The sequence below is a fragment of the Caballeronia eucalypticola genome (assembly GCF_047608185.1).
In the GTDB taxonomy this organism is placed as follows: domain Bacteria; phylum Pseudomonadota; class Gammaproteobacteria; order Burkholderiales; family Burkholderiaceae; genus Caballeronia.
The window spans coordinates 75,968-97,878 of record NZ_JBLKRU010000015.1; the positions used below are offsets into that span (position 1 = coordinate 75,968).

Sequence of the window (21,911 nt, forward strand, 5' to 3'; positions counted from 1 at the left end):
CAGGCCGCTACAAGCGGCCTGTTTGCATTATGGAAGCAGCATCGACGCGATCTTTGGGTGTTTTTATTCAATACGCCCATTTGCTGATTGCGTACCTTCGGGATGTCGTTCACTTCCGACTTCCGAAAGCCACATGAATCAGCTCCTGTCGATGTCCGCGTTTGCGCTTGTCTGTTCAATTACCCCGGGTCCGGTCAACATTGTTGCGCTCAGCACCGGAGTGCGCCGCGGACCCGGTGCCGCGATGAAGCATGTGACCAGCGCGACCGTTGGTTTCACACTGCTGCTCTTGCTGGTCGGCCTTGGTGTGCACCGGATCCTTGCGCGCTGGCCGCAACTGACGCATGTCATTCAGTGGGCCGGCGTCGCGTTCTTGGTATACATGGCTGGGCAGCTCGCCCGCGACGACGGTACGCTCACCACCGACCGAAGCGATGACAGACCATCGCTCGCTTCAGGAGCGGTGATGCAATGGCTCAACCCGAAAGCATGGCTCGCGTCCATAGCCGGTATGGGCGCGTACGCAGCGAACGGCGATAGCCTCCTGGTGTGGCGTTTTACGGCGCTATATTTCGTGATTTGCTATGCGTCGCTTTCTTGCTGGGCGATGGCCGGAACGCTGCTGCGCCAGCATTTGCACGAGCCGTCGCGCGTGCGGCTTTTCAATCGCTCCATGGCATTGATGCTCGGCGTCAGCGCGATCTACCTGCTAAAAGATTAGCGGCTAGCTAACAACTTCCTGAATCAACCGCGATACTGGCCCGGTGTGGCCGCGACCGCTTGCCGGAATGCACGATGCAGATGCGCCTGGTCGGCGAAACCGGCATCGGCTGCGACTTCGGCGATCGGACGGCCGCGCTTCAACTGGACGCGACTAAATTCGATGCGGCAATTGATCAGGTACGCGTGCGGGGTCATGCCATAGCGTGCCTTGAACGCGCGAATCAAATATGACGCCGACAATTGCGCTGCCGCGCAAATCTCGTCGAGCGACAACGAACGCGTGCGGTGCTCACGAATGTATTCCGCTGCTCGCGCGAGCTTGTCGTTCGTATCTCGTGGCTGCGTGGGCGCGCGATTCAGCCAACGGTGTGCATCGTCGAAAAACTCGATAACGGAGCTGTGCTTTTGCAACGTCTCGGCGTGCTCGTCAGTGAGCGTTGTATAGAGCCGGTTAAGGCCGGCATAGAGCTCGGGCTGCCAGCTGGCTGTTGTCGAGAAAGCCCGGAAGCCATGCCCTTCGCTAAACCCGAGCTCGTGCTGGAGCGAAGTTAACCATTCAGTGTCGATATGCAACATCCGATAAGACCACGGCTCGTCGTCGAGCGGATTGCAGGCGTGCACTTCTTGCGGATTCATCAGCACGACGGCGCCCCGTCCCACTCGCTGACGCACAGAGCCGTTCTCATAGATGCTCTCGCCGCCCGTCACCGCGCCGATCGAGAACGTCTCGTGAGCGTGCCGCGCGTAGCAGATCTCGCGGCCGTCATCGATCGCTCTGGCTTCGATGAACGGTAGCGCGGCATCTCGCCAGAAACGTGGAGCCGATGTGCGAATACGGGGTAACGCCACGGTGGGTTCCTTTAATCTTCAATGAGCCTCTTCACTACTCGGCAGTTTTCCCCGTTGTACAAACGGACGATGTAATCATATCGACTCAACCCGAATCCGACGAGAACGGAACGGACCTCGCTTGACCAACGCAATGGCCAATCAACTTTTCGCCGATAACAGCTCGACGCGCTTGCGCTGCAGGAACCGGCGCACGGCCGGATCGCGCTCGAGTCCGATCGCGAGATCGTACGCGCCGAGCGCTTCGTCTGTCGCGCCCGCACGCGCGAGCAGATCGGCACGCGCAGCCCAGTACGGCTGGTAGTCGGCCAGCCGCGGATCGTCCACATACGGCGCGAGCGCGTCGAGCGCCGCCTGCGGGCCGTCCCGTTCCGCCTGCGCGAGCGCGCGGTTCACCGCGACTACCGGCGACGCTGCAATCGCGAGCAGCGCATCGTAGAGTTGCACGATTTCGTCCCAGTTCGGGCGATGCGTCTGGCAGCGGTGGACATGCGCGGACTGCAGCGCGGCCTCGAGCTGAAAACGACCGATTGCGTTGAATGCGCTCGCGCGCCGCAGCAGTGCGTTGGCTGCGTCGATCATCGGCATGTTCCATTTCGCCGGATCCTGAGCCGACAGCGGCACGTAGTCGCCGGCCGCATCGCGTCGCGCATCGCGCCGCGCCTGCGCATACAGCATGAGCGCGAGCAGACCCAGCGCCTCTGGCTCATCGGGCAGCAGCTCGACGAGCAAGTGCGCAAGAAACAGCGCCTCGCCGACGAGATCGCGTCGCTCGGTATCGCCGCCGACCGGATCGGTCCACCCTTCCGCATACGCCGCATAGACCGCTTCCAGCACGGCAGCGAGCCGGCCGGGCAACTCCTCGCGCTCGGGCACGCTGAACGGGATGCCCGCTTCGCGGATCTTGTTCTTCGCGCGCGCAAGGCGCTTGCTCATCGCAGCGGGCGACATCAGGAACGCGGATGCAATCGTCTTCGCTTCCAGCCCCAGCACCACCTGCAGCATCAACGGCGTGCGAATCGCGGCTTCGAGCGCAGGGTGCGTGCACGCGAACAGGAGCGCCAGCCGCCGGTCGGGCAACACGCCTGCTTCACGCTCGTCGATCTCGTCGGAGAGGATCGCGAGCTGGTTCGCCACTCCGTCGCCGATATGTCGATGGCGCGCGCCATCGATCGCCCGGCGGCGCGCAACCGTCATCAGCCACGCTTCGGGATTCGCGGGGCAGCCGCGCTCCGGCCAGTCCGCGAGCGCAGCCGCAAACGCGTCGGCGAGCGCGTCCTCGGCCGCGGCGACGTCGCGCGTGCGCATTGCCAGTAGCGCCACGAGCTTGCCGTAACTGCGGCGAGCGACCGCTTCAGCAATCGAACGCGCGGCGCCGTCAGTGTCACGGCCGCCGCCGGACGCACTCATGCAGCAGAGGGCGCGTCGTAGGGTGCAGTCCAGAGCGGGCGCACTTCCATGAGGCCGTGCGCCGCGCCGGGACAACGCGACGCCCACGCGATCGCCGAGTCCAGGTTGGGCACGTCGACCAGGTAGTAGCCGGCGAGCTGCTCCTTTGAATCGGAATAAGGTCCGTCAAGCACCTGCGGCTTGCCGTCGACGAGCCGCACCGTGGTGGCCGTGTTCGTGTTCTGCAGCCGGTTGGCGCCCACCAGCACGTCCGCTTTTTTCAACGATTCGGTGTATGCCTGATAGGCGGCAACTCCCTGCTGCCGCTCGCTGTCGGTCATCTGGTTCCAGCCGTTTTCTTCCGAATAGATCATCAATAGATATTGCATATGAGCCTCCGTCATGGGGTTAAGGCGGCTGAATAACATTGGGCCGCCATCACAATGACGCTCGGGCCGCATGCTGATGGACACGGGCGTCGAAAAAATCGCGGACGGCGTACTCGCCTTGATTGTTCGCTTCCGTCCAGGACTTAATACAGCTCGGTCTTCAGGCGTCCGGCCAATGCGCGATCGTAGGCGTTGCTGTCGAAACTGGCGTCGCTGACGGTCTTCAGCATGTCGCCGGCCGAAGGCAGGCTGGTCCGGTCGACGTGCTTCTCGCCGTTCCACAAGTCCGACCTCACTACCGCCTTCGAACAGTGGAAATACACGGACTCCACATGCACCAGGATGACAGTGCGCGGCGGTTTGCCGTTGACGTTGAATGAGGCGAGCAGTTCGCTGTCATCGGCGATCGATGCACGGCCGTTCACGCGCATCATTTCCCCCACGCCCGGCACGAGAAAGAGCAAGGCCACGCGCGGGTCGTGCACGAGATTCCTGAGGGTATCGATACGGTTATTGCCCGGGCGGTCGGGAATGGCCAGCGTATGAGGATCGAGGATCCGGACGAAGCCCGTTGCATCGCCCTTGGGCGAACAGTCGAGGCCGTCCTCTCCCGCCGACGCCAGCATCACGAACGGCGACGCCAGGATGAACGCCGCGTAGTCCTCGCTGATGAACGAAATTTCCTTGCGTACCGACCGCTCGTTCGGCTTGCCGTAGATACCTTCCAGTTGCTCGACGCTCGTCAACATGCTTCGCTCCTTCATGACCGTGATTCAGCCAATACATTAGCAGGACCGGCGGAACGTAACGTGACTAGTGCTGCGTGACAGGATCAAGGCCCGTTTGCGTCACGACCGGCGCCGCGTCCGGCGAGGCGAGATACTCAAGCAGCGCTTTCGCTTCCGCCGGATGTTGCGCGCCGGCTGGAATGCCGGCCGCAAAGCGCGTGATCGATTGCACGGATGCGGGGATCTTGCCGACGAAGGTTGCGCCCGGCACGGGCAGCAACTCGCTCACTTGCTGGAAGCCGAGTTCGTAGTCGCCGTTGGCCACGACCGACGCCACGGGAATCTTCGGCACCATCGTTGCCTTCGGCCGGATCTGGTCTTCTATGCCAAGGCGCTTGAACAACTCGTTCTGTATGTACACGCCGCTTGCGCTATCGGAATAAGCGATCGACTTCGCGCGCAGCAGCGTCTCCTTCAACGCCGCCACCGTGCCGATATCCGGCTTCGGCGCACCGGCGCGCACGACCATGCTGATGGCCGAATCGGCGAGTTCCACGCGCGAACCCGGAATCACCTTGCCCTGTTTGATGAGGTCGTCGAGCGCGTAGCCCACCATGATGACCACGTCCGCGGGTTCGCCCCGCGCCAACCGGTTCGGGATCGCTTCGGGGGCTTTACCCATGGACGGGCCGAGCGCGGTGTCGAGGGTGTTGCCGCTTGTCGCCGCAAATTTCGGCCCGAGGATTTTGTAGGCCGCCGTGAAGCCGCCGGAACTCATGACGTGCAATTCGGCGGCTTGAACAGCGGTTGCAGCGCCCGCAACTGCAGCGCCGCCGATGAACGCGAACGCGGAAAGCTTCAGCAAGAACGATTTCATGGATGACCGCAAAAAGTGGATGAACCGATAACGTTTGTGCCGACAAAGTTTAAACGCATCAGCGATGTCATTCGTTAGGGAACACCCGTGTTATTTGGTGTGGAAAGATGCCTAAACCGATTGCGACCTGGCCTGACGATTAACTTACCGTGAAAGCAAACGTTTTACTTTCCACACCGCTGGACATGCATGCCGCGGCTGTCAGCTTGAACTGTTAAATACTGAAAATTACGTCTGATAGCGCGATGATCGGCGGTAGAGTGTGTCATCGAAAGACATTTTTGGTTTGTCCTTCGATAAATAATATCAGTGGGAAAAAACATGCCTGGCGTCTCGCGCCAAGGGATGAGAGCCCACGAAGGCGAACGAGTTTATTTAGCGCCGCGAGGTGGCTTAGAAGCGCGTTCGCCGGACACAAGACGTCAGCGTTCGGGGATATCAAGTGAATACCAAAATGCTAAACCAGGGAAATCGTGCGTCGATAATAATCGATGCGGAGATAGTCCATATTGAAGCAATCATGTCTCGTTGTCTTGCGATGGGAGCCAATGGCGCGATTTTCCACGCGAACTATTGGCGCAATCGGTTATTGACGTTGCGGGATTCCGGCCTGAGCCATACGCAGGATGTCGCGGTGCAATCGCTTCTAAGCGATCTCGTGGCGTGTCACTAGACCGGGGTGCTTTGAATGTTGAATAAATCCAGCCGCGGCCCGATTGCGTGGAAGTCGAAAATCCGGCCGCAGCAGCGGGTAGACAGTTTGCGTTATGTGACGCTCGATCTCACGTCGGATTCGCATGCTCGTGCGGCAATCGAGGCTTATGCCGATTCGTGCGCCATCGAGTTTCCGTGGCTGGCGGATATTCTGCGGGCACGGCTGGAAAAGTTAAACCGTTCGGTAGACCGCACTCAGAATCGATTCAAGGGAATTCAAGCGGGACTTGATGCAGGACTTCAGGAAGACGACGCCGCTCTAATGCCACTGACATACTGCGAACAGACGGCGCGGCGACTGATTGCTTTTGCGTGCATGTGTGCGCGGGCTCGTGAGGATTACTCGGATGCGGCATGGGATCATGTCATGAAAAGCTTTGACCGGATGCTGATTCAAATGCGCTGATTTCGCATAAAAAAGTATAATAAAAAGCCAAAATAATCTGCATCGGCATTCGGCGTCCAGGCGAAATAAATGACAAGGCCGTCTTGACTATTTAACGGGATATCAGGCAATGCGGATTTGCGTGCTGGATGACGACCTGAGCCAGACGGCCTTCGTGGCTCAGACATTGTCTGCGGCCGGGCATGTTTGCCAGGTTTTTACCGAGGGCAAGAGCCTGATCCATGAGCTGAGGCGTCAGCCGTACGATCTGCTTCTGCTCGACTGGAACATGCCGGAAATGACGGGCGACGTCGTGCTGAAATGGGTCAGGCAAAATCTCACCACGAACCTGCCGGTCCTCTTCCTGACGAGCCGCAGCCTTGAAAGCGACATCGTCCAGATGCTGAACGCCGGCGCCGACGACTACATCCTCAAGCCGGTGTCGCGGCCTGTGCTGCTCGCCCGGGTGGAAGCGTTGCTGCGGCGGATCTACATGCACCAGAACGAAGTGACCGAGGAAACCTACGGCATCTATCGATTCGATCTGACGACCCAGACCGCGCTCGTCAGCGAAGTCGCGGCCGCGTTGACGCAGAAGGAATTCGAGCTCGCGCTGCTGCTGTTTCGCAACCTGTCGCGGCCGCTGTCACGTTCCCATATTCGTGAAGCGGTGTGGCGGCAGGACGTGGATATCCCGTCGCGCACAATCGATACCCACGTCTCGCAGATCCGTTCCAAGCTGGTGTTGCGGCCGCAAAACGGGTACCGCATAACGCCCATCTATAGCTACGGCTACCGGTTGGAGAAAGTGGGGAACGAGGCGGGGAATGAAGTGGGGAATGAGTCGCCGTGAACGGGATTGATAAAAACGAGCAGGTGAATCAACGTTCGCGCCCGGGATTGGCTGTCATCGTCATCGCCATTGCCTGCGCGATCCAGCCGGTCTATGCCAAACGCCTGCCGCAGCAGGACATGACGTCCTATGTGGTGCGCGCGGACGATTCGCTCTACACGTTCGCGGACCGCTATATGCAGAGTCCCGCCGACTGGCGGCTGTTGCGCGACATCAATCACGTGGCGAATCCGCGTCATCTGCAGATCAACGCCCGTCTTTCCATCCCCACCTCGCGCCTCAGGCAGACGTTGTTGACCGCCAAGGTCGTGGCGGTGCGCGGAAGTGTCGAAAAGCTCGGCACGGCGGGCGCGCCCCCGCTGCCGGTGAGCGCGGGGACATTGCTGATGGAGGGCGATCAAATCAGCACTGGCCGTGACGCGTTCGTCTCCATGTTGCTGTCCGACGGCTCGCATGTCGTGTTGCCATCGAGCAGCCGGATCAAGATTGGACGCTTGCGGACCACGCTGCTGACCGGCGCGGTTGATCGACAGTTCGACCTGAGGCAAGGCGAGGTCACGACCGATGTCACGCCGTTCAAGAACCCACGCGATTCGTTCCGGGTCATCACGCCGTCGGTGGTGGCTGGCGTGCGCGGTACGCGTTTCCGGGTGAACTATCGGACGGCGCAGGACGCGACGACCGTTGAAGTGCTGGCGGGCAAGATTGGCGTGGATGGTTCCAAAGCGGACAACGTGCCGCCCGATAATACGTCCGCGCCGCAGCCAATCAAGGGTGGCGCGCAGACGCTGGTGCTGGCCGGCTACGGCAACCTGACGCGCACGGGCGACGCCGCCGGCGCGTCGGTGCGCTTGCTTGACCCGGCGGAGATGGTTGATCCGGGCAAGGTGCAGAGCGCGCCGCAAGTGACCTTCGACATAACGCCGGTCGACGGCGCCGGGGCATACCGCACGGAGATCGCAACCGATGCTGGCTTCCTCGACCTGCTTCGCGACCAGCGCACGACCGGCCCGCAAGCGGCGTTCGACAATATCCCCGATGGCAACTATTTCGTGCGTGTCTCGGCCACCGACGCGCACGGTATCGACGGCTTGCCGCAAGTGTTCACGTTCACCCGCCGACTTGACACCACCAACGCGGCGGCTACGCCTATCGACGGGAATGGCTACCTGTTCCGCTGGCATGTCGATGGTGCGGCGACGGGCGCGCGGTATCGGTTCATCCTGTCGGATCATGCGGACCTGAGCGCGCCGCTTATCGACCTGCTCGATGTGTCGGGCGGCGAGATGTCGGTGGCGCATCTGGCGCCAGGAAAGTACTACTGGACGATTGTTGTCGATACCTTCGAGAACGGCCTGCTCCTGTCGATCCCCAGCGAAATCCGGTCGTTCACTCAAACGCGGTAGGCGCAACCCATGCCATGGCGCATTCCCTTCCACAGCCGGCGCTGGCCGGGGCCGTCGATCGGCAAGCGGTTTTTCCTGGAATGGATGCTGATCGGCGTGGTGGGCGTGGCCGCAGTGCTTCTTGGCGTGGCGAGCCCGCTGACGGAACGCGCCAGTTTCCTGTTCTACGATCAGTTGTTGCTGCACGCGTCGACCCGTCCGTCGAGCGGCATCGTGATTGTCGCGATCGACGACGAAAGCATTGCCGAGCTCGGGCGCTGGCCGTGGTCGCGCGAAACGCACGCGGCGTTGCTCACGCAACTGGCGAAGGCCAAGCCGGCGAGCGTCGCGTACGACGTGCTGTTCACCGAGCCGTCTCCCGGCGACGCTGCGTTCGCCGACGCAATGAAGCACGTGCCGACCTATTTGCCGCTGCTCGTCGACCGGCTGCCCGTCAACCAGAACGAGCCCGCCGTGGTCGAGCCCGTCCCGGTGCTGCGCGAAGCGGCGGCGGGCGTGGGTCATATCGACCTGGAAGTGAATCACGACGGCATTGTGCGCAGCGTCTCGCTGTTCGAAGGCAGCGGCAAGGACTGGTGGCCGAGCATCACGGTGCCGGTCTATCAGGCGATGCGGGGGAACGAAGCAACGTTGCCCGGCATCGAAACAGCGGCTGCCGACGCGGCATTCGCAGCGTCGGGACCGGCAGGCGCGGGCGACCTGAAGCGCGCGCATCGGATGATGATCCCGTTCTCACGTACGTCGCTGGATTATCCGCGCGTGTCGTTTGCGGCCGCGATGCAAGGCGCGGTGCCGCCTGAATTCTTCGCGGGCAAGATCGTGCTGGTCGGCGCAACGGCGGCCGGGCTGCGTGACCGCTTTGCCACGCCGATCTCAGGCGAAGTGGGCGAACTGCCCGGAGTCGATATCTACGCGACCATCCTCGATGCATTGTTCGACGGCCGCGCCATTGAACCGATCAGCGACAGGACTGCGGGCTGGGCGAGCCTCCTGCCGGTCGGCATCCTGCTCGCGGCGCTGCTGGTGGTGTCGCCGCTGCAGTCACTCATGCTCACGATCGCACTGGGCGGCGCCTGCCTGATTGCGAGCGCTTGCCTGGTGTATTTGCGCTCGCGCTGGCTCTCGCCGGTGCCGGCGCTCGGCGGCCTCGCGCTGATCTATTTGCTGTGGAGCTGGCGGCGTCTTGAGGTGGCCATGTCGTATCTCGGACAGGAACTGCGTCTGCTTGCCGCCGAGCCGAATCTGCTGCCGGGTTCCGAACAGAAACCGCACGGCGCGGCGGGTGATGTACTCGAGCGCCTGATCGCGCTCACGCGCCAGGCCGTGCAACGCCAGCGCAATATGCGGCAGTTCATCTGGGACAGCTTGAACAGCTTGCCCGAGCCGATCATGGTCTGCGATCGCAATGGCCGCATCCTGATGGTCAACGATCCCGCGCGGCTGCATTTTGGTCCCGTGCGTTTCAACGACATGTCGGTCATGCAGCTCTTCGGCGAGTTCCATTTTGTGCGTCTCGTCGATGAAGACAGCAGCGGGGCATTGCCAAGCGGCATGCAATGGCCCGCGATGCTCGACCCGCGCGACGAACGGCACACAGCCGTGATGATGCACGGCATTGAAGTGCGCGATCGCCACGGCCGCGATCACATGTTGCGCTATGCGCCCTGCACGACCAGCGCGGGCGAATCGCTTGGCTGGATTGCGAGCTGGGTCGATATCACCGCGCTGCACGCGTCCGAGCGCCAGCGCGACGACATGCTGCATCTGCTGTCGCACGACATGCGCTCACCGCAGGCGTCGATACTCGCGTTGCTCGATACCGAGCGGCCGCACATCGACTCAAAACCGGCAATGGACTTGATGAAGCGAGTGGAACGCTATGCGCGCCGCTCACTTGCGCTAGCCGATGATTTTGTGCAGCTCGCCCGGGCGGAATCGCAGCACTACAGTCTTGAACTGCTGAACTTGCATGAGCTCGCGATCGACGCCAGCGACGAGATCTGGCCGCTCGCGAACGCGAAGGACATCGAGGTCCGTTGCGAGAGTGAAGGTCAGGCTTTTTGGGTGTTGGCAGACAGGTCGCTGATGACGCGCGCGCTCATCAACTTGCTCAGCAACGCGGTGAAATACAGCCCGCCGGGCACGCGCGTCGACTGCATTGTCACGGAGATGCCGGGCGCGATCGTGTGCGTGGTGCGCGATGCGGGCTACGGTATCGCGCTTGAGCAGCAGGCACATTTATTCGAACGCTTCCGGCGCTTTCATCTCGATGGCCAGCCGCCAAGCGATGGAACCGGGCTGGGGATGGCATTCGTGAAGACGGTGGTCAGCCGGCACGCCGGGGAGATAGCCATCCAGAGCGCGCCGGACCAGGGAACGACGGTGACGATCACCTTGCGCTCGCAAACTATCGAGCCGCGCGAAGCGAACGGTGAACAACCTGCCGCGCAGAAGCAATCTCAGAAGCAATGAACGTTTTTTGGGGAACGAAGTGAACATACGATCGATGGCAAGCGCCATTTTCTTTCTCGCGATATTGAGCGGTTGCGCGAGCGAACCGCCGGTGAGGATCAGCGCCTACAGTGCGAATGGCGGCGATTTCGCGACGTCGGGCGCGAAGACTTATGCGTTGCAGGCTTCGAGCGTCGAGCTTCAGAGCGACGCTACAACCGCTGTGGCCACCGATACGACTACCGCTCGCTGGCTTGACGAAGCGCTGGCCGCGAAGGGCTTGCATCACGTGCCTGCGAACAGCGCGGACTACCTCGTCAAGCTCGGTTATGCAACGCGTCCGCAAGCCGTGCGCGTGCGCGCCGAATGCGCAGCACCGGAAAGCGCATGCGACGACGTCGCGCCGCAGAAGGAGTGGTTTGGACGCAAACACTACATTCATGCGCTGACTATTCAGTTTGTGGACCGGACGAGCGGGGCGTTGACCTATCAGGTGAGTGCGACGCATACGGATCGCGACCCGGCCGGCAGCGCAGCGCTGCACGCCCTCATGAGTTGTGCGTTCGCGGACTTTCCCATGCACAATGCCGAGCGGCGCGAGGTCGCGCATTGTGATTAGTGGCTGGCGGAAGATGCGCATGCGGGAAATTGGCGCGCGGAGATTGGCGTATTCTTGCGCCTGAACGAAGCGACGACAGAGCGACGACGCAATGGCCAGCATTGCAGACGACCACGCGAAGCCGCTGAAGACGTTCAGTCCACACGAGCCCGAAGGACTCGCCACGCCAGGGAACCCGCAGTGAAGTTTGCCGATTTTTGCCGTTGCACCGTAGTCACGTTAACTTGCGTCTGGATGACGAACGCGTTCGCCGACGAACAGAGCGCTACCGCCGATACCAGCGCCGCTGATCCTTGGAAAGTCTCGGTCGGCCCCGCGTTGATGGTGGCGCCGAAATACCCGGGTTCCCGTGCGTTTCAGGTGCTGCCGCTGCCATCGCTCGATATTTCCTACGATGACCGGATCTTCTCCCAAGGTCTCGACGTACTCGGCATCAACCTCCTGAAAGGTCCGGCGTATCACTTCGGCACGTCAATCAGCTTCGATTTTCAATCGCGTAATGAATCCGATGACCCGCGTCTTCATGGCCTGGGTAATGTGCATTACGGACCCAAGCTGAGAGTGTTTGCCGATTATTCTCTGTCGCTATTGACGGGCTCGGTCGCGGCTTATCAGGACATCGCGGGGACCGGGCAAGGGTTGCTGGTCAGCGGGGATCTGGTGGCGAATATGCCGCTGACGTCGAAGCTGTTGGTGTCGGTTGGGCCGGGGGTTACGTGGGCGAATGCCGTTTATAACCGTTCGCTTTTCGGCGTCTCCGCCAGTCAAAGCGCGGCTTCCGGTTTGCCGGCCTATGACACGAGTTCAGGCATCCGGGACGTTCACCTCAACACCTACGTCAGCTACGATTTCTCGAAGAAATGGGTAGGATCGGTGTCGCTCACGGCCGGACGGTTGGAGCACAACGCAGGGCATAGCCCGATCACCGAGCAAAGAACTGAATTGAATTTTCTCGCCGCGGTGAATTATCGGTTCAGGTGAGCTGGGGACTGGCGGTTGTTGTGATTCTGTTCGGAAGTCGCGCCACGCTTCGCCATCGGTGCTATCGGGCAAGATACGAAGCTGGCCCATCGATATCGGAATGAATCGGACAAGCAAACCGGGATCATCCTGTCGGTTACGCCGCCGAATCCTTAAGCGCGGCGTTGACTCTGAATCATTTCTTGAGAGTTGATCCAACGACACCCCGTTTTTGCAACGATAACTGCATCGAGCAACGTGGCAGCAATCACGTCGGCTTGATTGACATGGAATTTCTTCGGCAGGACCGGCGCTAAAAATCGAAGCAGTGTCAGTGCGGCTCCTTCTGCAGCCCTTGCTTCATTCCGCTCGCCGCCAATGAGGCTGGGTCTGCAGATCGCAAGCGACCGGAACCCGATTTCCTGGATGTCCCTCTCAACCTCTCCTTTGGTCCTGTAGTAAAAGCTCATGGACCCTGGAGATGCACCCATCGCAGTCACAATTGCATACGTTTCTACGCCGGCGAGATGCGCGGCTTTCCCCAATGCGATGGGTAGTGCGTAGTCGACGTAACGAAACGCTTCTTTCGAGCCTGCTTTTGCCTGAGTCGTTCCCAATGCGCATATGACCGCGTCCGGCTTGTACGACATCAGAAGCGGAACAAGTTCCTCCAGGCGTGGCCCAACTGGATTCACCAGTCTGTCACGCGGCGCCAGCGGTCTCCGTGTTGGTGCAATCACGTCCGAAAAGGCGCCGTTGGAGAGTGCTAGCCTCAATGTTCCGCTTCCCACCAAGCCTGTGGCACCGAGCAGTAGTAGTTTCATCTTCACGTTCTCTCATCCAGTCGTTCGAACCAACATGTACTCGCGATAAACCGTGTCGAATACGTAGAGACCTACGGCCTATTGTTTGATTCCCTCGAAATTGATCGTCACGTGAACACGGTCGCCAACATAGGGGACATAGGCCTTCATGCCGAAATCGTAACGCTTGATCGTTGTTGTTGCCGTAAAGCCTACTTTATAAACGTTGGTACCGATCGTATCCTGTGCCATTCGATTGAACCTCGTCTTGAGCACCAAACGCTTAGTGATCCCATGCAAGGCAAAGTCACCTTGGATGTCTGCCGTCCTGGTGCCCGTCTTTTTGATGTGTGTGCTATTGAAGGGGATTTTTATTTGAAGCGATTGCCAATGCCAAAGGTAGTCGGCGAGTTATTGCGGGAAACTCATTCAAGTCTTGCCAACGGCCGATGTTGCTATCGGTAAAGATGAACTTCGCTTCCTGTCGCTCGATCACGGCCGTACTTCTGGCCTCAAATTTCGCTGAGACGCCGTTGTCGTCAAACGCCGCTGACTTTCACTCCTTCTCCGCCGCGCGCTCAAGCATCGCGTCGCCGATCCGATCATTGCCGCGTGCCTTGAGCGCGTCCCCCGCGCCTCGGATGTCCCGCGCTTCCTTGTTCTGGCCGAGCTTGCTCTTACCCGTGAGCCGGGTGATATCGATTTGCAAACCCACAATCGATTTGAGCATGGTGTCGATGTAATCCCTCGGCGCATCGCCCATTTTCCACGGTTGGGGCTCAGTTGCCTCGTGCGTGCGGGTCAGACGGGCGACCACGCTCCGCACGTATTTTTCATCGTCGCGAATGGTGATGCGCCCATGGGCGTGAACGACGACGTAATTCCAGGTTGGCACCTGCTTATGCGCTTCATGCTTGCTCGGATACCACGTGGGCGAAATGTACGCATCGCCAGCACGGAAGATGACCAGAACCTCGTCGCCATCGACGACGTCCTGCCACAACGGATTGCTCCGCGCGACATGCGCATGCAGCACGCCCAGATCGCCTTCGTTCGATGCAAGCTCAAACGGGATGTGATTGGCGTCCAGACCGCTCTTGCCATGGGAAATCAGGCTGCCAAACGGATTTCCTGCAATGAGTGCGTGCATCACGTCTTTGCGAGACTCGTCGAAATGCGCGGGTAGATACATGCCTGGCTCCAATAGGTTTTTGTCCCTCGCCTGTGCGAAGGACGTTTGTCTCGTATGAAGTGTGTACCTAAACTGGTTTATTCTGTAGAGCCAATTTGAATCACTTTCATTGAACCAGAATCATGGCGCGAACGCCCCTTGTATTAGATGTTCCCGCGCTCGGCGCACTCGAACGAGGTGCGGGAAACCTGTCCGGCCAGTTGGCGCAACTCCTGCGCGAGGCAATACACAGGGGAGAAATCAGGCCCGGTGACGCTTTGCCGTCCACGCGGCTGCTCGCCGCTTCCTTGCAGGTCGCGCGTGGAACAGTGGTCGAAGCCTACGAGCAACTGATCGCCGAGGGTTTCCTCGAGTCGCAACGAGGGGCGGCCACGCGCGTTGCCGAGGCATTATCGGGCGGGGGCGCAGGAAGACAAACAGGCCCAGCGAAGCAGGTTCGCAAACCGCAAACGGCCCGGGGGCAAGCATCGCGGACCAGTTTGCCCGAACCGGCGGCGCGCTTTGCCCAGGTGGCGCGTGAGTTCACGCCATTACCGCCGATGCCATTCGCTATCTCGGTTCCTATCGGCCTGACGGCGCCTGCCGATATCTGGCGTCGGCTAGGTAATCGTGTACGCGCCAAAGGTCCGGGCGCACCCGCTGGTTATGACGATCCGAAAGGCGCGCTGCCGCTGCGCGAAGCGATCGTTGCTTACGCGCGCAAGTCGCGCTCGGTGCACTGCGACGCCGGCCAGGTCATCATCACTAGCGGCACGCAGCAGGGCTTGTATCTCGCGAGTCAGGTACTGCTGGGATCGAAGGATCAGGCGTGGGTGGAGGATCCCGCGTATCGCGGCATCACTGCGACGCTCGAGAATAACGGCCGGGACAGCGTCATGATCCGGGTGCCGGTGGACGATGAAGGCATCGATGTCGACGCAGGCATCCGCCAGGCGCCGCACGCGAAAGTGGCCTTCGTGACGCCCTCGCATCAATATCCGCTCGGCATGCCGCTGAGCACATCGAGACGCAGCGCGTTACTGGCGTGGGCGCGCACCAACGACGCATGGGTGGTCGAAGACGACTACGACAGCGAGTTCCGGTACGAGGGTTATCCGTTTCCGTCGCTGCATAGCTCGGAACCGGACCGGGTGGTCTACCTGGGTACGTTCAGCAAGATCCTGTTTCCATCGCTGCGTCTGGGTTATGTCATCGTGCCGCACGATCTGGCCGATGCGTTTTGTGGCGCGCGCGTCCTGATGGACCGGCACCCGCCGAATGCGGATCAGCACGTGCTCGCGGCGTTCATGGCCGATGGCCACCTCGAGCGGCATATCAGGCGGGTTCGCAATGTGTATGCGAACCATCGGGCACAGCTTATTGCTGCCATCGGCTCGCTGCTGCCGCCAGAAGTCGCGTGGGTGCAGCCCGGCGATCAGGGCATGCATCTGGTGCTGTGGCTTGCGGAAAGCCTGGACGACCGCGAGGTGGCCGCGGCAGCCGCGCGCGCCGGCGTGGCGGTACGGGCGATGTCGCCGATGTTCTCGCCGGGGAACGGCCGGCCCGGACTCGTCCTTGGCTTCGGCGGATTCAGCAATGAACAGATGAAGGAGGCCGCAGAACGTCTCGCGGCGGTTATCACCGACGCAGCGAAATCAGGTGCGAGACGGAAAGACGCCGGCAGGGCGGCATCCACGCCGGAAGGCCGTTGACCATGCACCCGGATCGGGCGCCGTGTCGAAATTTGAGATGACAGGCACAATACGCGTCGATGCCGCCGAACTGCGCCGTGTTCGACAGTCGAACATGCCGGTACAGGCCAACGGCGCATCACCGAATTCGCCCCTTCGATGCTTTCATGACCTCCACTATCCCCGACCGTTCTGCCCCTCCCGCGCTTACACCGAACTCGCCGCGCTTCCTGCTGTTTGTGATCTGCCTGTTCGCGTCCGCCGGACAGCTCGCGATCGACATCTACGTGCCCGCGCTCCCCGCGATGGCGCGTTATTTCGCGACATCGCCTCAGGCAATCCAGTCGAGCGTTTCCGGCTACATGGCGGCCTACGCGCTCGGCCAGCTCGTCTTTGGCCCCGTTTCCGATGCCTATGGACGCAAGCCCGTGCTGGCTTTCGGCCTCGTCATATTCACGATCGGCTGCCTGCTGTCGCTCGCCTCGCCGAATCTGGAGACGTTCCTCCTCGCCCGCTGTCTGCAGGGCTTCGGCATTGCCGCTACCAACCTGCTCGCCAAGGCGATCATCACCGACTCGTTCTCCGGGCAGACGCTGGTCCATGCGTTCACGTACATGGCAATCGCGTGGGGGCTTGCGCCGATCGTGGCGCCCGTGATCGGCGCCCACTTGCAGACGTGGTTCGGCTGGCAGGCCTGCCTCGTTTTCCTGCTCGTCTATTCGCTCGTGATGTGGGCGGTGATCTGGCGGTATCGTGAAACGCTGCAGCGCCCGGTGCGCCTGGAGCCGCGTACGCTGATCGCCAATGCGGGCAAGGTGCTCTCGAGCCCGGTGTTCCAGAGCTGTTTTCTCGCGCAGGGACTGTGCTACAGCATCTTGCTCGTATTCAACATCGTCGGGCCGTTCATGGTGCAGAACACGCTGCACGAGCCGCCGACCTTCTTCGGTTACCTCGCGCTCGGCATCGGAATGATGTATTTCCTGGGCGGCCTGTCGAACCGCATCCACGGCCCGCGTCTGCCGACCGCGGAGCAGCGGCTGTACTTCGGTGCGCGCGTGATGGCGGTTACGTCAATTGCAATGCTGTTGCTGGCGCTGACGGTCGGCCTGCGCGTATGGACGCTCGCGACACCCGTGCTCGTGATGGGATTCTGCGCAGGCGCGATGTATCCGACGCTGATGGCCAAGGGCAATTCCCTGTTCCCGCACATCGCGGGCTTGACGAGTGCGATCCTCGGGTGCGCACTGCTGCTTGTATCGTCAGCGATGATGGGGCTCGCCGGTTTCTTGTCGGTGCAGGTGCTCACGCCGCTCGCGGTGTTCTTCGTGCTTCTCGCGTTCGGTGTTGTCTGGATGGTGCCGAAACTGCTGCGGCACCTGGCGCAACTTCAGCCCGATGCGCCCGTGTGCCGCGACGGCAAGGTGGCGTGAAGCACGCCGCTAGGTGCCAATCACGACATACACGACTGCCAGCGGCGAAGTCTTGCCTCCCGGCAAGGCTGCGCGCAGCGGAAAGCCAACGGTACCGCGTACGGCGACGAATCGTGACATCTGAAAGCGCAAGCCCGCGCCGGCGCTGACGAGCGAACCGTTGTTCTGCTCGGCCGGCTCATCGATGCGATTCCAGGCATGTCCGGCATCGATGAATAAAAACGGCTGCAGCGCCGTGCCCGTCGTGCCGAATGCGAGTGGCGGCGTGCGCAATTCCGTCTGCAGATTCCAGCCGCGGTCGCCCAGCACGACATACGGCTCGTAGCCGCGCACACTGGTATCGCCGCCAAGCCCCAGTTCCTCGCTGGGCAGCAACGTATTCGGCGTCCATTGCAACACGCCTCGGGCATACAGTGAAAAGCCGGCGCCGATCGCCACATCGCGCTGGACCGACGACTGTATGTACGCGTATCGCGCTGTCGCGCCGAGGCGCGAGGTGTTGAAGGCCGCGTCATTGTCATCACCGTCGAAGTGCCCGGGACTCAGAAAGAGCGTTGCATTCACGGCTGCCTGGCCGAGCGCGTCGGTTTTGGTGGCGTCATAGGCAATGACGAATTGATGGATATGGGTATTCGACCCGAACACCTGGAAGCCGCCGAATTCGAGGTTGTTATTCGACCGCTTGAAGTCATAGCCAAACTGCATCTGCTGCTGCCATTGTCCTGACGACGCGATCCGCAAGTCGTAACGAAAACTCAGTTGTGCCGAGATTCCAGTCTGCCCATAACTGTCCGGCAGATCCGGCGTACCTTGCGCATACATGCCGAATAGCTCGACCCGATCAAGCCACGGCAGCGGCGCGCTGTAATTAAACGAATGGCCTACAAAGCGCGGGTGATTGGCACCGCCAAAGATATCCGGGCGGCCGTCGAACACGTCACTGTTGGTCGTGAGCTGGTAGCCGATCTCCTGATCGAGGCCGAACAGATTGCCGTAGTCGATTCCGGCGAAAAAGCGGTCGCGGCCAAGCTGGCTCACACCGCCGTTGTCGTAGCCGGCACTCAGGCGCAGCGGCAGACGATCTTGCGTTTCCAGCACGACGTCGGTTGAGTCTTTCGCCGCCCCGGGCGCGTACACCACGTTCACCGTCCGGTAAGGGTTCAGGTTCAGTAGCGCCAGCCCCGACGTCACATCGGCCTCGCTGATCGATTCACCGCTGGTGAGCGGCATTTCTCCGGTCAGCACGGAATCGGAGAAATATCGGTTACCGCGCGCGGTCACCTTTCCCAGGCGATAACTCGCCACCGCAATCCGCACGACGCCGCCCGATACATCCTGCTCGGGAACGTACACGTCGACGAGCGGTTGCCCCGCTTCGCGAAAGCGCTGCACAACTGCGCGGCGTATCCGCGCGAGCCGTCCGAACGTCATCGGCCGGCCGAGATCGGCTGAGAAGCCGGCGAGGAACTGGGCATCGAGAAGCGGCAGGCCCTGCGCCGTGATCGCGCCCTGCGCTGCCTCGGTGACGGAAGGCTGACCGCTGTGATCTGCCGAGAAGACCAGGCCGCGCAGCGTCTCGACGGCCACCTGCGTGGCGTTGGGATCGCCTTCGGGAAGAACTGGCGGCTTCAGTTGGTGCGCGTTTGGAGGGGGTGGCGTGGGTGTCACGTCACGATACGACTGTGCGGCCGCCGCGATCGCAAATGCGATCAGGACGGCACCCGTTCCCACGCGGGTGACAACATGCGCCCACTTACGCGCGGTGCCCGGCGGCTTGCCGGGCCGCCGCGAACCGCGACGCAACGCTGCTTGCTTAATGCTCAACTTGCCATCGCAGCACAGGAGACGTCGCACCGGATGGGATCGCCCACGTTCCGTTCGGACTGAAATTCCAGCTCGAACCGAAGCTGGCCGGAACGCTCATTTGCGCGGTCGTCAAACCATTGGCGGCGGGTATTTGCGTGCCGTTGACGACGCCCGGAGCGTTACGCGTGTTGGCTGTGTTCCAGAAGACGTTATTCGCGATGGTGCCCGTGTTCTCTGCGGCAATCCCGCCGTACGATGCGAGCGGAGGACCCGCCACGCCCCGTGTGGAAGCCGAGTAGGACTCTTCAACTAATCCTGCGTTGGTCCCGACCAGACCACCCGCCTCGGTTGAGGTTCCAATCGATGCGCTCGCGTAAGACTGGTTGATGACACCCGTCGACGAGTTCGACCCAACCAGACCGCCCTGCAAACCATGGCTTCCGCCGCTTACGCTGCCAGTAGCGTACGACTGCAGGACCAGTCCGTTGTTGATGCCGACAAGACCGCCGGATACGCCCTGGGTACCGACTGACGCGCTGCTCCAGGAGCGCTCGATCGTGCCGCTATTCTGACCTGCCACTCCACCGGCGCTGCCCGATCCAAAGCTTCCGGAGCTTGCCAGCCCGCTGCTGTACGAGTTCGTGATCAGACCAAGATTGTCGCCCGCGATGAGGCCGACGCTTGCGAATAGACCGCTGCCGGATGCATTGGTGACGCCCACGTTGCGTACTACCCCCGTGGTCCCTATTGTCGAGAACAAGCCAATGGCCCCGGTGAAGGACGTCGAATTCGTCGCCGCATAAGCAAGACTGTCGATCGTGTGGCCCATCCCGTCGAACTGGCCGGTAAACGGTGTAGCTGGCGTGTTGCCGATAGGGTTGAAAGCGACGTTCGGATCAGCCTGGATATTCTTGCCAAGTGCGTAAATGCCTGCGAGGTTCTGCGACACCTTGTTCAGGTCGGCGAGCGTGTTCACGAGTTGATAGGCCGTGACCTGCGTCAGCAGTCCGCTAAACGGAGAAGCACTCCACGTGCGATTGGTTCGAATGGTGCCGGGTTGCCAGCTACCGTTCATGTCATAGAGCGCAGAGACGATGCCCGTGCTCTTCGACCAGTCGATCGTGCCCGCGTTGATGACGCTGCCGCCGTTGTCGATTCCGGTGGCATCCGCACGCAACGTCAGATTGCCGCTTCCTGAATTGGCGACGGTGACATGCTGCCCGACGCTGACCGTGTGATAGCCATTCAGCGCAAGCGACGCGGCGCCATTCCAATTCAGGCTGGACGATACGGTCAGGTTGCCGCTAGTGCGGCCGGCGCCCGTTGTCGTCACGGCAACTGACGTTCCACGCGACAGGTTCTGCGAGAGTGCATTAGCAGTCGCCGCGTCGATCGTGAAGGTGGGCGCGCTGAGATTCCACTGTGCCGCATCGACCGTCGCGCCCTGGACATTCACCGTCTTGCCGCTCATGTCGACCGTGCCGCCGCTGCCGGCTGCATTCGCTGCATCGACGGTACCTTGGGCGTTGACGTTGCCGGTGTTTGCGACCAGCCAGACATGGCCGTCGCGCGTGGCGGTGCCGGTCGCGCGTATCACGCTGTGCTGTCCGGCAAGCGCGTACACGTTGCCGTCCGCAGCCTGCAGGTTGATCTGCGCAGCCCGGATCGTGCCTGAGTTGAGCACTTGCCCGGCGCTGCCGGCTTGCACGAACACCTGCGGACCGGAAGACGAATCCTGCAGCAGGACCTGGCTACCGGCCGCAAGCTCGGCGGTTCCCTTCGCCGCCGTCACACTGCCCTGGTTGGAGACGGTCGTGCGCGAGATCAGGAAGACATCGCCGCCGGTAGAGCTGATCGCGCCGAGGTTGACGACAGTGCCCTTACCATTACCGCTGAGTGTGAGCGATCCACCGTTCATGAACGCGCTGTTGGATACGCCGAGCGTCGAAGCAACAAAGCGGCCGCCTGTCGTAATGACGCCGGTCGACCCCACCAGCACGCCCTGCGGATTGATCAGATACACGCTGCCGGTCCCGCTCAGCAGCCCGTTAATTGACGAAAAGCTGTTACCGGTGACCACGTTTAGCGTCGCGCCCGAGCCGTTGTTGATCGTGACGTGTTGCCCCGCGCCAATCGAAAACGAATTCCAGTCAATCACGCCGCGCGCGCTTGTCTGCGAGATGTTGAGCCCGGAACTGCCGCTGGTGATCTTGCCGTTGCCTGCAACGAACTGGCCGCCTTGCGGAAGCACGCCAGCCGCTTGCGTTAAAGGCATCCAGAAAGAGGCCGCGATGGGTAAAAGCAGTATGACGACGGGACGCCGATGCGACATGTCTTCCTCCAGGGCACAAAGACCGCTTTGGCTACGGGAATTCCCGGCATACAAAAGAAAAGCCTGACACAACCGTTCGAGATATCAGGTTATTCAATGCCGGGAAAATATCAGGCGATGGAATGTGGTGAATCAATATCGACCGAGCCAAATCCATTATAAAAACATTTCGGCGAAATTAAGATGAATATGTCTTCAGAACAATGGAAATTAAGTGGTCTACCGCACTGTTGAGCGGCCAATATCGGCTCCATATGGTTTTGACCATAACTTGACGGCTGGCGCGATAGCATTCAACCCTTTTTATTTCTTCTATCTGTTGTTAACCCGAATAA

General features: G+C 61.1%; 20 protein-coding genes. 10 read left to right on the forward strand and 10 right to left on the reverse strand.

The features are described from left to right. Window positions 1–133: 133 nt before the first annotated feature. A complete protein-coding gene (locus ACMX25_RS18850) occupies window positions 134–721 on the forward strand; it encodes a LysE family translocator (protein WP_414951577.1) in 588 nt (195 codons plus the stop codon). Between the two features lie 23 nt (window positions 722–744). Here ACMX25_RS18850 and ACMX25_RS18855 read toward each other — a convergent pair whose 3' ends face one another. The 5 genes from ACMX25_RS18855 to ACMX25_RS18875 all read right to left on the reverse strand — a co-directional run bounded on the left by ACMX25_RS18855 (window position 745) and on the right by ACMX25_RS18875 (window position 4,955). After that, window positions 745–1,572 (reverse strand): AraC family transcriptional regulator, encoded by an 828-nt coding sequence (locus ACMX25_RS18855; protein ID WP_414951578.1) that lies wholly within the window; start codon window positions 1,570–1,572, stop codon window positions 745–747. A 141-nt stretch (window positions 1,573–1,713) separates the two neighbouring features. Then, on the reverse strand, window positions 1,714–2,982 hold the full coding sequence (locus ACMX25_RS18860) for an RNA polymerase sigma factor (protein ID WP_414951579.1): 1,269 nt from the start codon (window positions 2,980–2,982) through the stop codon (window positions 1,714–1,716). After that, on the reverse strand, window positions 2,979–3,350 hold the full coding sequence (locus ACMX25_RS18865) for a YciI family protein (RefSeq protein WP_414951580.1): 372 nt from the start codon (window positions 3,348–3,350) through the stop codon (window positions 2,979–2,981). Before ACMX25_RS18865 ends, ACMX25_RS18860 begins: the two co-directional genes overlap by 4 nt. A gap of 143 nt (window positions 3,351–3,493) precedes the next feature. After that, on the reverse strand, window positions 3,494–4,099 hold the full coding sequence (locus ACMX25_RS18870) for a pyridoxamine 5'-phosphate oxidase family protein (protein WP_414951581.1): 606 nt from the start codon (window positions 4,097–4,099) through the stop codon (window positions 3,494–3,496). A 64-nt stretch (window positions 4,100–4,163) separates the two neighbouring features. Continuing rightward, complete coding sequence (locus ACMX25_RS18875; protein ID WP_414951582.1) at window positions 4,164–4,955, reverse strand: substrate-binding domain-containing protein; 792 nt, start codon at window positions 4,953–4,955, stop codon at window positions 4,164–4,166. Window positions 4,956–5,475: 520 nt separating this feature from the next. On the opposite strand from ACMX25_RS18875, the gene ACMX25_RS18880 reads away from it, so the two are divergent. The 7 genes from ACMX25_RS18880 (at window position 5,476) to ACMX25_RS18910 (ending at window position 12,364) form a co-directional block, all read left to right on the forward strand. Further along, window positions 5,476–5,628 (forward strand): hypothetical protein, encoded by a 153-nt coding sequence (locus tag ACMX25_RS18880; RefSeq protein ID WP_414951583.1) that lies wholly within the window; start codon window positions 5,476–5,478, stop codon window positions 5,626–5,628. Window positions 5,629–5,724: 96 nt separating this feature from the next. Continuing rightward, window positions 5,725–6,075: a hypothetical protein gene (locus ACMX25_RS18885; protein ID WP_414951585.1), complete on the forward strand. Its 351-nt coding sequence runs from the start codon at window positions 5,725–5,727 to the stop codon at window positions 6,073–6,075. A 109-nt stretch (window positions 6,076–6,184) separates the two neighbouring features. Beyond that, on the forward strand, window positions 6,185–6,907 hold the full coding sequence (locus ACMX25_RS18890) for a response regulator transcription factor (protein WP_414951587.1): 723 nt from the start codon (window positions 6,185–6,187) through the stop codon (window positions 6,905–6,907). Further along, a complete protein-coding gene (locus ACMX25_RS18895; RefSeq protein ID WP_414951588.1) occupies window positions 6,904–8,313 on the forward strand; it encodes a FecR family protein in 1,410 nt (469 codons plus the stop codon). Before ACMX25_RS18890 ends, ACMX25_RS18895 begins: the two co-directional genes overlap by 4 nt. A 9-nt stretch (window positions 8,314–8,322) precedes the next feature. Beyond that, window positions 8,323–10,785 (forward strand): CHASE2 domain-containing protein, encoded by a 2,463-nt coding sequence (locus ACMX25_RS18900; protein ID WP_414951590.1) that lies wholly within the window; start codon window positions 8,323–8,325, stop codon window positions 10,783–10,785. Between the two features lie 19 nt (window positions 10,786–10,804). Further along, window positions 10,805–11,383: a DUF4136 domain-containing protein gene (locus tag ACMX25_RS18905; protein ID WP_414951591.1), complete on the forward strand. Its 579-nt coding sequence runs from the start codon at window positions 10,805–10,807 to the stop codon at window positions 11,381–11,383. Window positions 11,384–11,617: 234 nt separating this feature from the next. After that, complete coding sequence (locus tag ACMX25_RS18910) at window positions 11,618–12,364, forward strand: MipA/OmpV family protein (RefSeq protein WP_414951593.1); 747 nt, start codon at window positions 11,618–11,620, stop codon at window positions 12,362–12,364. 152 nt (window positions 12,365–12,516) lie between these two features. Here the strand turns inward: ACMX25_RS18910 and ACMX25_RS18915 are convergent, their stop codons facing one another. The 3 genes from ACMX25_RS18915 to ACMX25_RS18925 all read right to left on the reverse strand — a co-directional run bounded on the left by ACMX25_RS18915 (window position 12,517) and on the right by ACMX25_RS18925 (window position 14,338). Further along, window positions 12,517–13,167: an NAD-dependent epimerase/dehydratase family protein gene (locus tag ACMX25_RS18915; protein WP_414951594.1), complete on the reverse strand. Its 651-nt coding sequence runs from the start codon at window positions 13,165–13,167 to the stop codon at window positions 12,517–12,519. A 78-nt stretch (window positions 13,168–13,245) separates the two neighbouring features. Continuing rightward, window positions 13,246–13,521: a YceI family protein gene (locus ACMX25_RS18920; protein ID WP_414951678.1), complete on the reverse strand. Its 276-nt coding sequence runs from the start codon at window positions 13,519–13,521 to the stop codon at window positions 13,246–13,248. 181 nt (window positions 13,522–13,702) lie between these two features. Then, window positions 13,703–14,338, reverse strand: a complete 636-nt coding sequence (locus ACMX25_RS18925) for an FMN-binding negative transcriptional regulator (RefSeq protein ID WP_414951595.1) — start codon at window positions 14,336–14,338, stop codon at window positions 13,703–13,705. Window positions 14,339–14,460: 122 nt separating this feature from the next. Between ACMX25_RS18925 and pdxR the strand changes: the two genes are divergently transcribed. Together pdxR and ACMX25_RS18935 are read left to right on the forward strand one after the other, a co-directional pair. Then, a complete protein-coding gene (gene pdxR / locus ACMX25_RS18930) occupies window positions 14,461–16,029 on the forward strand; it encodes a MocR-like pyridoxine biosynthesis transcription factor PdxR (RefSeq protein WP_414951597.1) in 1,569 nt (522 codons plus the stop codon). Window positions 16,030–16,175: 146 nt separating this feature from the next. Further along, the gene (locus tag ACMX25_RS18935; protein ID WP_414951599.1) at window positions 16,176–17,438 is read left to right on the forward strand and encodes a multidrug effflux MFS transporter; all 1,263 of its coding nucleotides are present in this window, start codon (window positions 16,176–16,178) and stop codon (window positions 17,436–17,438) included. A gap of 9 nt (window positions 17,439–17,447) precedes the next feature. Here the strand turns inward: ACMX25_RS18935 and ACMX25_RS18940 are convergent, their stop codons facing one another. Beyond that, complete coding sequence (locus ACMX25_RS18940) at window positions 17,448–19,169, reverse strand: ShlB/FhaC/HecB family hemolysin secretion/activation protein (protein ID WP_414951679.1); 1,722 nt, start codon at window positions 19,167–19,169, stop codon at window positions 17,448–17,450. Between the two features lie 82 nt (window positions 19,170–19,251). Next, window positions 19,252–21,576, reverse strand: a complete 2,325-nt coding sequence (locus tag ACMX25_RS18945) for a beta strand repeat-containing protein (RefSeq protein ID WP_414951601.1) — start codon at window positions 21,574–21,576, stop codon at window positions 19,252–19,254. Window positions 21,577–21,911 lie beyond the last annotated feature (335 nt).